General features: G+C 69.4%; 12 protein-coding genes. 6 read left to right on the forward strand and 6 right to left on the reverse strand.

Going from position 1 to position 13,226, the window contains the following annotated elements; genetic code table 11:
* The first annotated feature begins 17 nt into the window (after window positions 1–17).
* Window positions 18–917 (forward strand): 3-hydroxyisobutyrate dehydrogenase, encoded by a 900-nt coding sequence (gene mmsB / locus WDLP6_RS10865; RefSeq protein WP_162592343.1) that lies wholly within the window; start codon window positions 18–20, stop codon window positions 915–917.
* A gap of 24 nt (window positions 918–941) precedes the next feature.
* Here mmsB and WDLP6_RS10870 read toward each other — a convergent pair whose 3' ends face one another.
* Window positions 942–1,868 (reverse strand): LysR family transcriptional regulator, encoded by a 927-nt coding sequence (locus WDLP6_RS10870; protein ID WP_162592344.1) that lies wholly within the window; start codon window positions 1,866–1,868, stop codon window positions 942–944.
* A 70-nt stretch (window positions 1,869–1,938) separates the two neighbouring features.
* Between WDLP6_RS10870 and metE the strand changes: the two genes are divergently transcribed.
* On the forward strand, window positions 1,939–4,266 hold the full coding sequence (gene metE / locus WDLP6_RS10875; RefSeq protein ID WP_162592345.1) for a 5-methyltetrahydropteroyltriglutamate--homocysteine S-methyltransferase: 2,328 nt from the start codon (window positions 1,939–1,941) through the stop codon (window positions 4,264–4,266).
* 24 nt (window positions 4,267–4,290) lie between these two features.
* Here the strand turns inward: metE and WDLP6_RS10880 are convergent, their stop codons facing one another.
* Both WDLP6_RS10880 and WDLP6_RS10885 read right to left on the reverse strand, forming a co-directional pair.
* Window positions 4,291–4,953: a hypothetical protein gene (locus WDLP6_RS10880; RefSeq protein ID WP_162592346.1), complete on the reverse strand. Its 663-nt coding sequence runs from the start codon at window positions 4,951–4,953 to the stop codon at window positions 4,291–4,293.
* Window positions 4,954–5,030: 77 nt separating this feature from the next.
* Window positions 5,031–6,482: a short-chain fatty acyl-CoA regulator family protein gene (locus WDLP6_RS10885; protein WP_162592347.1), complete on the reverse strand. Its 1,452-nt coding sequence runs from the start codon at window positions 6,480–6,482 to the stop codon at window positions 5,031–5,033.
* A 112-nt stretch (window positions 6,483–6,594) separates the two neighbouring features.
* Here WDLP6_RS10885 and prpC point away from each other — a divergent pair, with 112 nt between their 5' ends.
* The 4 genes from prpC to WDLP6_RS10905 all read left to right on the forward strand — a co-directional run bounded on the left by prpC (window position 6,595) and on the right by WDLP6_RS10905 (window position 11,266).
* Window positions 6,595–7,749 (forward strand): bifunctional 2-methylcitrate synthase/citrate synthase, encoded by a 1,155-nt coding sequence (prpC, locus tag WDLP6_RS10890; RefSeq protein ID WP_162592348.1) that lies wholly within the window; start codon window positions 6,595–6,597, stop codon window positions 7,747–7,749.
* A 15-nt stretch (window positions 7,750–7,764) separates the two neighbouring features.
* Entirely contained in the window at window positions 7,765–9,216 is a 1,452-nt protein-coding gene (locus WDLP6_RS10895; protein ID WP_162592349.1) for a bifunctional 2-methylcitrate dehydratase/aconitate hydratase, read from the forward strand.
* A 75-nt stretch (window positions 9,217–9,291) separates the two neighbouring features.
* The gene (locus tag WDLP6_RS10900; protein ID WP_162592350.1) at window positions 9,292–10,260 is read left to right on the forward strand and encodes a Bug family tripartite tricarboxylate transporter substrate binding protein; all 969 of its coding nucleotides are present in this window, start codon (window positions 9,292–9,294) and stop codon (window positions 10,258–10,260) included.
* Between the two features lie 142 nt (window positions 10,261–10,402).
* Window positions 10,403–11,266 carry an isocitrate lyase/PEP mutase family protein gene (locus WDLP6_RS10905; RefSeq protein WP_162592351.1) on the forward strand — a complete coding sequence of 288 codons (864 nt, stop codon included), beginning with the start codon at window positions 10,403–10,405 and terminating at the stop codon, window positions 11,264–11,266.
* Between the two features lie 17 nt (window positions 11,267–11,283).
* Here WDLP6_RS10905 and WDLP6_RS10910 read toward each other — a convergent pair whose 3' ends face one another.
* Genes WDLP6_RS10910 through WDLP6_RS10920 form a run of 3 tightly spaced genes read right to left on the reverse strand, consistent with a single transcriptional unit; the run spans window position 11,284 to window position 13,225 of the window.
* Window positions 11,284–11,607, reverse strand: a complete 324-nt coding sequence (locus WDLP6_RS10910; RefSeq protein ID WP_162567020.1) for a chaperone modulator CbpM — start codon at window positions 11,605–11,607, stop codon at window positions 11,284–11,286.
* Between the two features lie 5 nt (window positions 11,608–11,612).
* A complete protein-coding gene (locus WDLP6_RS10915) occupies window positions 11,613–12,572 on the reverse strand; it encodes a DnaJ C-terminal domain-containing protein (protein WP_162592352.1) in 960 nt (319 codons plus the stop codon).
* A gap of 29 nt (window positions 12,573–12,601) precedes the next feature.
* Window positions 12,602–13,225 (reverse strand): histidine phosphatase family protein, encoded by a 624-nt coding sequence (locus WDLP6_RS10920; RefSeq protein ID WP_162567022.1) that lies wholly within the window; start codon window positions 13,223–13,225, stop codon window positions 12,602–12,604.
* Between the last annotated feature and the right edge of the window lies 1 nt (window position 13,226).

Below are 13,226 nucleotides of genomic sequence, written 5' to 3' on the forward strand. Positions count from 1 at the left end.
TCCACGGAGACACACACATGAAGATCGCATTCATCGGCCTCGGCAACATGGGCGGACCCATGGCGCTGAACCTGCACAAGGCCGGCCACGCGCTGAGCGCCTTCGACCTGTCGGCCGAAGCCTGCAAGAAGCTCGCGGCCGACGGCGTGTCCATCGCCGGCTCGGCGGCCGCCACGCTGGCCGGCGCCGAGGTGGTGATCAGCATGCTGCCCGCGAGCCAGCATGTGGAGGCGCTCTATTTCGGCAACGGCGGCCAGGGCGGCCTGCTCGAGCAGATCGCGCCCGGCACGCTCGTCATCGACAGCAGCACCATCGCCGCGGCGACCTCGCGCAAGGTGGCGGAGGCGGGCGCCAAGCGCGGCGTGGCGGTGATCGACGCGCCGGTCTCGGGCGGCACCGGCGGCGCGGTCGCGGGCACGCTGACCTTCATGGTCGGCGGATCCGAAGCGGACCTCGAACGCGCGCGCCCCGTGCTCGAGAAGATGGGCGCCAACATCTTCCACGCCGGCACCGCGGGCGCAGGCCAGACGGCGAAGATCTGCAACAACATGCTGCTCGGCATCCTCATGATCGGCACCTCGGAAGCGATCGCGCTCGGCGTCGCCAACGGGCTCGACCCCAAGGTGCTGTCCGAGATCATGCGGCGCAGTTCGGGCGGCAACTGGGCGCTCGAAAAGTACAACCCGCTGCCCGGCGTGATGGAGGCCGCACCGGCCTCCAAGGGCTATGCCGGCGGCTTCGGCACCGACCTGATGCTCAAGGACCTGGGCCTGGCACAGGAGAACGCGGCGGCCGTGCGCGCCGCCACGCCGCTTGGCGGCCTGGCGCGCAATCTCTATGCGGCGCACAGCCTGGCCGGCCATGGCGCGCTCGATTTCTCGAGCGTGATCAAGCTGGTGCAGAAGGCCGGCGGCTGATCGCCGCGCGGGCGCGCGCATTCATCACAGCAGCGCGATGCCCGGCAGGCTCTTGAAGCAGGATTCGCGCGTGATGCGAACGAAATCCTCCAGCCATGGCTGGGCCGAGGTCGCCGCGGTGCAGGCCATATGCAGCTCGCCGGTCAGGCCCTTGCGACCCACGGGTCGGGCCGTGACGTAGCCGCGGTCCAGGTAGCCCTGCACGGCCCACAGCGGCAAGGTCGCGATGCCGCGGCCGCTGGCCACCAGCTGCAGCATCGCGACGGTGAGTTCGGTGGTGCGGCGCCGCGCCGGCTCGACGCCCGCCGGCGCCAGCACCTGGCGCACGATGTCGAGCATGTCGTCCGGCACCGGGTAGGTGATCAGCGTCTGGTCTGCGAAGTGGCGCGCCGTGAGATGCGTGCGCGCCGCGAGCGGATGGTCGTTGGCCAGGAGCGCCATGATCTCGAAGCGGAACAGCGGGTGGTAGTCGACCGACTCGGCCGTGTCCTGCTCGGAGACGATCGCCACCTCGGCGCGCTTTTGCAGCACCAGCGCGATCGGGTCGGGATGAAAGCCCGAGACGATGTCGAGCTCGATCTCCGGCCAGTGGCTGCGAAATGCGTCCATCGCCGGCATCAGCCAGTCGAAGCAGGTGTGGCATTCGACCACGATGCGCAGCTGGCCGCTGCCGCGCTGCGCCAACCGCGCCATGTCGCGTTCCGTTTCTTCGACCAGCGACAGCGCGGCATCGGCGAGCTGCAGCAGGCGCAGGCCCGCGCTGCTGAACTGCGGCGGCAGCGACTTGCGCTCGAACAGCGCCGCGCCATAGCGATCTTCGAGCAGCTTGACCTGGTGCGACAGCGCCGACTGCGTGAGATTGAGCAGCTGGGCGGCGCGCACCAGGCTGCCCGTGTCGCGCAGGGCGATCAGCGTGCGCAGGTGACGGATCTCGAGGATGGATGGAGCCATGAATGAAATTCAAGTTGACTGGCAAAAGCTTTCGTTTGAATCATAGGGCCGAAACGCCGACCATTGCCGGATGACACGCATCCACACTCTCGGCTTTCCGCGCATGGGCGCGCAGCGCGAACTCAAGTTCGCCCTCGAACAACACTGGCGCGGCGAGCTCGATCGCGACGCGCTCGAAGCGGCCGGCGCCGGGCTGCGCGCGCGCCACTGGCAGGCCCAGCGCGACGCCGGGCTCGATCGGGTGACGGTGGGCGATTTCGCGTTCTACGACCATGTCGCCAACCACATCCAGCTGCTGGGTTGCGAGCCCGCACGCTTCGACTTCCGCGGCGACGCGCCCGAGCTCTCGCGCTACTTCGCGATGGCGCGCGGCGTGGCGGCCGAGCCGCACGCACATGAACACGAAGGCGATTGCACGCATGCCGGGCACGGCAGTCTCGCGCTCGAGATGACCAAGTGGTTCGACACCAACTACCACTACCTGGTGCCCGAGTTCGGCGCGGCCACGCGCTTTGGCCTGGGGTCGTTCCGGCTGTTCGACGAGGTCGCAGAGGCGCAGCAGGCCGGCCACGCGGTCAAGGCCGTGCTGCTCGGGCCGTTGAGTTTCCTCTGGCTCGGCAAGGAAAAGGAGGCCGGCTTCGACCGCTTCACGCTGCTCGACGCGCTGCTCCCGGTCTACGAGCAGATCCTGGCGCGGTTGAAGGCGCAGGGCGTCGAATGGGTGCAGATCGACGAACCGATCCTCGGCCTCGACCTGCCCGATGCCTGGCGCCATGCTTTCGAGCGCAGCTACTGGCAGCTCGCGCGCAGCGCGCCGAAGCTGCTGCTCGCCACCTACTTCTCGCCGCTCGCCGACAACCTGCGGCTGGCCTGCCAGCTGCCGGTGGCGGGTCTGCATGTGGACGCGGTGCGCGCACCCGATGAACTCGTCGGCGTGGCCGACTGGCTGCCGGCGCACAAGGTACTGTCCGTCGGCATCGTCGACGGCCGCAACATCTGGCGGACCGAGCTCGATGCGGCACTGGCGCGCCTGCGCCCGGTCGCGGCCAAGCACCAGGGCGAACTCTGGCTCGCGCCTTCGTGCTCGCTGCTGCACGTGCCGTTCAGCCTTGCGGGCGAGGACAGGCTCGATCCCGAGGTGAAATCCTGGCTCGCGTTCGCGGTGGAAAAGCTCGACGAGTTGCGCGTGCTGTGCGCCGCGATCGATGGCGGCGAGGCCGGCGTGCAAGCCGAACTCGCGGCCGCACGCGCCGCCGTGGCCGCGCGCCGCGCCAGCCCGCGCGTGCACCGCGCCGACGTGGCGCTGCGCCTGGCGCGCCGCGTGGCCGGCGACGATCGCCGTGCCACGCCTTTCGCCGCGCGCCAGACGGTGCAGCGCGCACGCTTCGCATTGCCGCCACTGCCCACCACCACCATCGGCTCCTTCCCGCAGACGACGCAGGTCCGCGCCGCGCGCGCCGCCTTCCGGCGCGGCGCGCTCGATGCCGCCGGCTACCGCGCGAAGATGCGCGCCGAGATCGCGCTCGCTGTGCGCAAGCAGGAAGCGCTCGGCCTCGATGTGCTGGTCCATGGCGAGGCCGAGCGCAACGACATGGTCGAGTACTTCGGCGAGCAGCTCGACGGCTTCGCCTTCACCGTCAACGGCTGGGTCCAGTCCTATGGCTCGCGCTGCGTCAAGCCGCCCATCATCTACGGCGACGTGGCGCGGCCGGCGCCGATGACGGTCGAATGGACCGCCTATGCGCAAAGCCTCACGTCGCGGCCGATGAAGGGCATGCTGACCGGGCCGGTCACCCTCCTGCAGTGGTCCTTCGTTCGCGACGACCAGCCGCGCGCGCGAACCGCCGAACAGATCGCCTGGGCCATCCGCGACGAGGTGGTCGATCTCGAGCAGGCCGGCATCGGCATCGTGCAGATCGACGAGCCGGCGATTCGCGAAGGGCTGCCGCTGCGCCGTGCGGGCTGGCAGGCCTACCTGGACGGCGCCACCCGTGCTTTCCGCATCAGCGCCTCGGGCGTGGCCGACCGCACGCAGATCCATACCCACATGTGCTATTCGGAATTCAATGACATCCTGCCCGAGATCGCCGCCATGGATGCCGACGTGATCACCATCGAGACCAGCCGTTCCGACATGGAACTGCTGCGCGGCTTCGGCGCCTTCGCCTATCCGAACGAGATCGGCCCCGGCGTCTACGACATTCATTCGCCGCGCGTGCCGGCCACGCACGAGATGGTGCGCCTCATGCGCAAGGCGGCGGCGGTGGTGCCGCCCGACAGGCTCTGGATCAACCCGGATTGCGGGCTCAAGACGCGCGCCTGGCATGAGACCGAGGCGGCGTTGGCGAACATGGTGGCGGCCGCGCGTCAGCTGCGCGAGGAGTTGGCGGCGGCTTGATGCCGGCCACGCGAGGCGCGGCCCTCAGTAGCCGAGCGTCGGATTGCGCCGCGCCTCGTCGCGCCGGCGCTCCTCGCGCACCCGATCGCAGCGCGGATGCCGGCTGTACGCAGGGTTGTCGCAGTGAGAGGCTTCGCAGCGCGCGGCGAAGATGAAGTTCATGCTCTCGCAGCCGCGCCGCGGGTCCATCGGTTCCGCGCGCGCGTGTGGCGCGGCGCGCGGCGGCTGCGCGCGCTCGGGCGCCGAGGGGACCGGCGCCACCGGGTCGGGCGCGCCGGGCTCGACCACCACCTCGCCGGCAGACAGCGACGAGACCAGCGGCACCGGGTCCGGCGCCTTGGGCGGTACCACCGCAGGCAACGGGGCGGTGGGTGCCGTCGCCTGCACCACGGCCGGCGCTGGTGCACGGCGCGTCACGTACGCGGTCCAGCCGACAAAGCAGAGCAGCACGGCGAACGCCAGCAGTCCGACCCGGATCCACACGATGGGCTGTTCGGTCGGCAGCACGATGCGTTCGGGGGCGGGAGGGTGTTCGCTGTCCGGGCCGCCCGCGGGTCCTTTCACGCGCATGGCCGCGAGCGCGGAGGGTCCGGTGGCAGCAAAGGCCGGCAGCCTGCCCGCACAACCATGACAGAACATGGCGTTGTCGCGATTCTCGGTGTTGCACACGGCACAGACCACGGACATCCAACAGCTCCCGGTGATTGGGCAATACAGTGCGGCGACTCTGCACACCGGCTGCGCCGGTGTCTGCCGGTCGGCGCCTACTTTGCGTGGCGCCGGGTGCCGTCGGTTCTGGCCGGTGCCACCGCGTAGGGCGTGAACCGGCTCTGATTCTCGTCGACATCGAGCGGGCGGCCGACAAACGGAAAGGCCCGCTGCGGACAGGCCGCGCGCTCGCACACCTTGCAGCCCATGCCGATGGGCGTCGGCACCTCCGGGTCGCCGAGGTCCAGGCCCTTGGCATAGACGAGCCGCGACGCATGGCTGATGTCGCAGCCCAGGCCGATCGAGAAGGTCTTGTTCGGCGAGCCATAGCCGAGCTGGCCGCGCGAGATGGTGCGCGCGATCCACAGGTAGGCGCGGCCGTCGGGCATGCGCGCGAGCTGCGGCAGGATGCGGCCCGGCTGCGCGAAGGCCTCGTACACGTTCCACAGCGGGCAGGTACCGCCCATCTTGGAGAAATGGAAATGCGTGGCCGACTGCCGCTTCGAGATATTGCCCGCGCGGTCGACCCGCACGAAGAAGAAGGGCACGCCGCGTGCCTCGGGCCGCTGCAGGGTCGACAGCCGATGGCAGATGGTCTCGAAGCCGACGCCGAAGCGCCGCGCGAGCTGGTCGATGTCGTAGCGCAGCGCCTCGGCCGCCGCGAGGAAATCCGCGTAGGGCAGCAGCAGGGCGCCCGCGAAGTAGTTGGCCAGGCCGATGCGCGCCAGCGCGCGCGCCGCGGGGCTGGAGAACTTGGCCGAAGCCACCAGGTCCTGCAGCACCTCATCCATCTCCAGGAACGCGATCTGCGTCGCCAGCTGGAAGGCGGACTGGCCGGGCTCGAGATAGGGCGACAGGCGCAGCACCTTGGTGGCGGGGTCGTAGCGGCGCTGGTCGTTCGACGCACCATCCTCGGCCGGCACCACGCGCACGCCGTGCTGCGTCAGCAGGCGCTGCGCCAGCCGGTCGCCGGGACTGCCTTCGCGCAGCCGCCATTCGGCCGCGAGCGACTCGGCCGCATCGTCGAGCGCGGCGATGTGGTTCTGCCGCGCGAAGAAGAAGTCGCGCACTTCCTCGAAGGGCATCGGCCGGTCCTGCGCGAGGTCACCGCGTCCGTCGCCGAGGCCGGCGGCCATGGCCTCGATGCGTTCCATCGCGTCGCGATGGCGCCGGTGCAGCGCGATCAGGCTGTGGCCGACCATCGGCATCTGGGTCGCGATCTCGCGCATCTCGGCGAGCGAGACCGGCTCGCCGCCCGGGTTGTCGGCCAGCGCCTCGCGCAGGCCGGCCACGAGCCGGGCTTCCTCGTCGTCCGAGAAAGATTGCACGTCGATGTCGAAGGCCGCGCTGACCTTGAGCAGCACCGGCACGGTGAGCGGCCGCTGGTTCTGCTCGATCTGGTTGAGGTAGCTCGGCGACAGGCCGAGCCGCTGCGCCAGCGCGACCTGGCTCAGGCCGCGCTCCTCGCGCAGGCGGCGCAGGCGCACGCCCATGAAGGTCTTTTTCATATTCGCAATATTCGCAAGAACGGTTGACGCCATTCGCAATGATTCGCCAATTCAGGTCTTCATTATGAAGCGGATATTGCGTAAATTGCGAAGACACCTTCAAGGAACCCGCATGACCGAAACTCCACAGGCCGGCTTCAAGCCGAAGAAATCCGTCGCGCTCTCGGGCGTGACGGCCGGCAACACCGCGCTGTGCACCGTGGGCCGCACCGGCCGTGACCTGCACTACCGCGGCTACGACATCCTCGACATCGCCGAGGTCTGCGAGTTCGAGGAGATCGCGCACCTGCTGGTGCACGGCAAGCTGCCGACCGCGGCCGAGCTGCGCGCCTACAAGAACCGGCTGAAGGCGATGCGTGGCCTGCCCGCCAGCGTGAAGGCGGCGCTGGAGCAGCTGCCGGCGAGCACCCATCCGATGGACGTGATGCGCACCGGCGTCTCGGCGCTCGGCTGCGTGCTGCCGGAGAAGGACGATCACGGCCTGGCCGGTGCGCGCGACATCGCCGACGGGCTCATGGCCTCGCTCGGCTCGATGCTGCTCTACTGGTATCACTGGTCGACGCAGGGCCGGCGCATCGAGGTCGAGACCGACGACGAATCGACCGGCGCGCACTTCCTGCATCTGCTGCATGGAGAGAAACCGTCGGCGAGCCGCGAGCGCGCGATGCACACCTCGCTCAATCTCTATGCCGAGCACGAGTTCAACGCCTCGACCTTCACCGCGCGCGTGGTCGCCGGCACCGGCTCGGACGTGTACTCGGCCATCACCGGCGCCATCGGCGCGCTGCGCGGGCCGAAGCACGGCGGCGCCAACGAGATGGCCTTCGAGATCCAGAAGCGCTACGACTCGCCCGACGAGGCTGAGGCCGACATCCGCCGCCGCGTCGCGGCCAGGGAGGTCGTGATCGGCTTCGGCCACCCGGTCTACACCGTGGCCGATCCGCGCAACGAGGTCATCAAGCGCGTCGCGAGGCAGCTGTCGCAGGAAGAGGGTTCGACCCGGATGTTCGGCATCGCCGAACGCGTCGAGACCGTGATGTGGGACGCCAAGCGGATGTTCCCCAACCTCGACTGGTTCAGCGCCGTGAGCTACCACATGATGGGCGTGCCGACCGCGATGTTCACGCCGCTGTTCGTGATCGCGCGCACCAGCGGCTGGGCGGCGCACATCATCGAGCAGCGCATCGACAACAAGATCATCCGGCCGAGCGCCAATTACACTGGCCCCGAGGATCTGAGCTTCGTGCCGATCGCCGAGCGCCGCTGAATGCAGAGAGAAAGCATGTCCACCCACGTCAGCAACATCCGTCCCGAATGGGACCCCGTCATCGTCGACATCGTCGACTACGCGCTCGGCTACGAGGTCCGCTCCGACCTGGCCTACGACACGGCCCGCAACATCCTGATCGACACGCTGGGCTGCGGACTGGAAGCGCTCGAGTACCCGGCAGCCTGCAAGCTGCTGGGGCCGGTCGTCAAGGGCACCACGGTGCCGCAGGGGGCGCGCGTGCCGGGCACGCAGTTCCAGCTCGATCCGGTGCAGGCGGCGTTCAACATCGGCGCGCTGATCCGCTGGCTGGACTTCAACGACACCTGGCTCGCCGCCGAATGGGGCCATCCGAGCGACAACCTTGGCGGCATCCTGGCCGTGGCGGACTGGCTCAGCCGCACGGCCATCGCCGCGGGCAGGAAGCCGATGGTGATGCGCGACGTGCTGACCGGCATCATCAAGGCGCACGAGATCCAGGGCGTCATCGCGCTGGAGAATTCGTTCAACAAGGTCGGCCTCGATCACGTGCTGCTGGTCAAGGTGGCGTCCACCGCGGTGGTCTCGCAACTGCTGGGCCTCACGCGCGACGAGACGCTGGCCGCGGTCTCGCTGGCCTGGGTGGACGGCCAGAGCCTGCGCACCTACCGCCACGCGCCCAATGCCGGCAGCCGCAAGAGCTGGGCCGCGGGCGATGCCACCAGCCGCGCGGTGCGGCTGGCGCTGATCGCGCAGACCGGCGAGATGGGCTATCCCTCGGCCCTCACGGCGAAGACCTGGGGCTTCTACGACGTGCTCTTCAAGGGCCAGCCCTTCCGCTTCCAGCGGCCTTACGGCAGCTACGTGGCGGAGAACGTGCTGTTCAAGATCAGCTTCCCGGCCGAGTTCCACAGCCAGACGGCGGTCGAGGCCGCGGTCACGCTGCACGGTCAGCTCGCGGCGGCCGGCAAGTCGGTCGAGGACATCCGGCGCATCACCATCCGCACGCACGAGGCCTGCATCCGCATCATCGACAAGCAGGGGCCGCTCAACAACGAGGCCGACCGCGACCATTGCATCCAGTACATGGTCGCCGTGCCATTGATCTTCGGCCGCCTCACCGCCGCCGACTACGAGGCTGGCGTCGCGGCCGACCCGCGCATCGATGTGCTGCGCGCGAAGATCCATTGCGTGGAAGACGCGCGCTACACCGCGGACTACCACGACCCCGACAAACGCAGCATCGCCAACGCGCTGACGGTGGAATTCAACGACGGCAGCAGCCTGCCCGAGCTCGCGGTCGAATACCCGATCGGCCACCAGCGCCGCCGCCGGGACGGCATCCCGCTGCTCGAGGCCAAGTTCCGCACCAACCTCGCGCGGCGCTTTCCGAAGAAGCAGCAGGACGCGATCCTCGCCGTCTCGCTCGACCAGCGCGCGCTGGAGGCGATGCCGGTGAACGAGTACGTCGATCTCTACGTGATCTGAGCGCGGCGGGCGCGGGCGATGGGCGCGGTGGCATCATTGCCGCCTCGACATGAATCGGACACCAGGAGACATTGCATGCATTCATTCCGCCGCCTCTCACTCCTCGTCGGCCTTGCCGCCGCCTTCGCCGCAGGCAGCGCGGCCGCGCAGACCTGGCCCACCAAGCCGATCCGGCTGGTCGTGCCGTTCTCGGCCGGCGGCGCCAATGACCTGATGGCGCGCGCCGCGGCCGAGGGGGCGTCGAAGGCGCTGGGCCAGCCGGTGGTGGTCGACAACAAGCCCGGCGCGGGCACGGTGCTCGGCGCCGAGATCGTCGCCAAGAGCGCGCCCGACGGCTACACCTTCCTGGTCAGCGCGGCCGGCGTGGTGTCCAACAGCATGGTCCGCAAGAGCATGCCCTACAAGGACGAGCAACTGGTGCCGGTCGCGATGATCGGCCTCGCGCCTTCCGTCATCGTGGTGCCAGGCGACGCGCCCTACAAGGATCTGAAGGAATTCATCGCCGCCTCGAAGAAGTCATCCACCGGCTTCCATTGGGCCACGGCCGGCACCGCCAGCACGCCGCACTTCGTCGAAGGCCTGCTCACGACCAAGTACGGCGCCAAGCTCGACCTGGTGCCGTACAAGAGCGGTTCGGAGTCGATCACCGCAGTGCTCGGCAGCCAGGTCGAGGCCACCTCCGAGGCCAGCATCGTGGTGCTGCCCTACATCAAGAGCGGCAAGCTGAAGGCGCTGGCCGACACCTGGACGCAGCGCATCTCGGCCTACCCCGACCTGTCGACCGCGGTCGAGCAGGGCTTCCCCGACATCCGCATCGCCCACTGGGCCGGCGTGCATGCGCCGCGCGGCACGCCGGATGCGATCCTCGACAAGATGGCGTCCGCGATCGATGCCGCGATGAAGACGCCGGCCACGGTCGAACACCTCAAGAGCATGGGCATCGAGCCCATCGGCGGCACGCGCGCCTCCTTCGTCAAGTTCGTCGGCGAGGAGCGTGCACGCCTGGGCGGCGTGGTCAAGGCCACCGGCATGAAAGAGGATTAGGCTCGCCCCCAGGCTTGCCCACTTCGTGTGGCCGCCAACCCCCGGCCGGGGGCAATACCGGCGGACCGGCCGAGCCGGATCCGCTGTATTTCTGGAAGGGGCCAGCACACTCCGCATCTGATATCTGATGAAAATTGAATCCATGACTTCTCGCAAGACCCTTCGTACCCTGGCAGAGGCGCGCCGCGGCGTGCTGGTGCCGGGCGCTTTCAATGCGCTCTCGGCGCGCGTGATCGAAGACCTCGGCTTCGAGGCGATCTACGTCACCGGCGCGGGCGTGACCAACATGTGGTTCGGCCTGCCGGACCAGGCCTTCATGGGCCTGCACGAGATCGCCGACCATACGGCCCGCATCCGCGACGCAGTGCAGCTGCCGCTGATCGTTGATGCCGACACCGGCTTCGGCAACGCGCTCAACGTGCGCCACGCGGTGCGCGTGCTGGAGCGCGCCGGCGCCGACTGCATCCAGCTGGAGGACCAGGTGAGCCCCAAGCGCTGCGGCCACTTCTCGGGCAAGGAGGTCATCGGCACCGCCGAGATGCTCGGCAAGATCAAGGCCGCGGTCGATGCGCGGCACGATCCCGACCTGCTGATCATGGCGCGCACCGACGCGGCCGCGGTGCACGGCTTCGAGGCCGCGGTGGAGCGCGCGCAGCAGTTCAGCGAGGCCGGTGCCGACATCCTGTTCGTCGAAGCCGTCACCACGGCCGACGAGATCCGCGCGCTGCCCAGGCGCCTGGACCGGCCGCAGCTGATGAACATGGTGATCGGCGGCAAGACGCCGATCTTCAGCGCCGAGGAACTCGGCGGCCTCGGCTACGGCATCGTGCTCTATGCCAACGCCGCGCTGCAGGGCGCGGTGGCGGGCATGCAGAAGGCACTCACGGTGCTGCGCGACACGCGGCGCATCGACGAGGATCCGGCGCTGGTCGTGTCCTTCGCCGAGCGGCAACGGCTGGTGGGCAAGCCGGCGCTCGATGCGCTGGAGAAGAAATACGAAGCCTGAAGGCGCCCGGCCGGGGTTCAGATCTCCCGGCCAAGCCCCTGCGCACGCAGCACGGCCTTGAGGCGCCGCACCTCGTGCTCCAGATCGACGATCAGCGCTGCGGCTTCGACCCCGACGCCGAAATCGCGTTCGAGCCGGCGCACGGTGAGCGCGCATTGCAGGTCGGCGCTTTCGAAGCGCCAGTCGTCCGGCCGCTGGGCCGGCGCACGCGATGCGATGACGCCGACCTCGACCAGTTGAACGACCCAGGCGATCTCCGCGCCGCAGGCGTGCGCAAGCTCGTGCGCCGCGAGCGGATGCGAGGCGCCCAGTGCGGTGGTGGTGACGGAAACGGTGGCCATGCTCATCACACTCCCAGATGGCTGCGTGGGTTGAAGGGGGCGGCCTGCGCGAGCTGCTCGTAGGCCTTGCGCGCGGCGTCGGTGTCGGCCGGCGGCAATGCGATCTCCAGCAGCAGGTAGAGATGGCCCGGCGGCTTGCCCGGCAGCCCGCGCTCCTTGAGGCGCAGCTTGAGTCCGTTGCGCGCCTTCGGCGGCACGGTGACCTCGACCACGCCGCCGCCCGGCGTCGGCACCTCGATCTTCGCGCCCAGCGCGCCTTCGGTCGGCGTGATCGGCAAGGTCATGTAGATGTCGCGGTCCTCGATGCGGTAGAGCTTGTGCGGCGCGATGCGTACCTCGAGGTACATGTCGCCCGCCGCTTCGCCGCCGATGCCCGGCATGCCCTGGCCGGCCAGGCGGATGTACTGGCCCGGATGCACGCCGGGCGGGATCTTCACGCTGAGCGTGCGCGTCTTCCACTCGGACCGGCCCTGGGTATCGATCTCCTGCGAGCGCAGCGTGATCTCGCGCTCGGCGCCCTTGAGCGCATCCTCGAGCGCGATCTCGATCGCGGCGTGATGGTCCTCGCCGCGCGCGCGGTGGTGGCGGCGCTCGGCGCTGCGCCGCTCGGCCGCGCCGAACACCGACGAGAAGAACTCGCTGAAGTCCGCATGGTCGGCCGGCCCCTGGCCCGGGCCGCGATGGAATTCGAAGCCCTCGTCCCAGTTCGGCGGCGGCTGGAAGCCGCCGTCGGGGCTGCCGCCGCGTGCGACGTGGTCGGCGAGCTGGTCGTAGGCCGCGCGCTTTTCCTTGTCGCGCAGCACGTCGTTGGCTTCGTTGATGTCGCGCATGCGCACTTCGGCGTCGGCTTCCTTGCTGACATCGGGGTGGTACTTGCGCGCGAGCTTGCGGTAGGCCTTGCGCACCTCGTCTTCCGAGGCGCCGCGCTCGAGGCCGAGGGTCTTGTAGTAGTCCTTGAAATCCATGGTGTTTGGGTATGCAGGTGGTGGCCGGTTCAGGCCAGGGCGGCGCCATCGTCCGCTTGCGCGAGCAGCGCCGCCACGCCCCATGTGGGGCCGCTGCGCGCGAAACGCAATGGCTGCGCATTGCCGAGCACGCCGAAGTCGATCGGCACGCCGAGCATCGCCGCCAGCACCAGCAGCGATCCGCCATGCGCCACCACCAGCACCGGCGCGGGAAGCGCGAGCGCCGCGTCGAGCGCGACGCGCTTGCGCTCGACGAAGCGGGCCAACGTCTCGCCGCCCTCGGGTTCGCAGGCCCAGTCGAGCGCGGCGGAAGAAGTGCCGATCAGCGCGCCGAAGTCGCGTTCGCGCAGGCCTTCGAGCACCAGCGGCGCTAGCGCGCGGTTGCGATGGCGGCCCATCACCGTGTGCGCGGTGTCGAAGGCGCGTTTCGCATCGCTGCACGCGACGCTCTGGATCGGCTCGCCGGCCAGCAGCTCGGCGGCGCGCGCTGCCTGCGCGAGGCCGAGGTCGCTCAACGGCTCGTCGACGGGCTGGAAGATGCGCTGCGCATTGCGCGGCGTCTGGCCGTGGCGCAGGAAGTAGAAGTGGTCGCAGGCCGGTGCGAGCGGCACCTGGGCTGCGAGCCGAACGAGTTCATGGAGTCCGTCGTGCATG

Origin of the sequence: Variovorax sp. PBL-E5, from assembly GCF_901827185.1 — a bacterium.
GTDB lineage: Bacteria > Pseudomonadota > Gammaproteobacteria > Burkholderiales > Burkholderiaceae_C > Variovorax.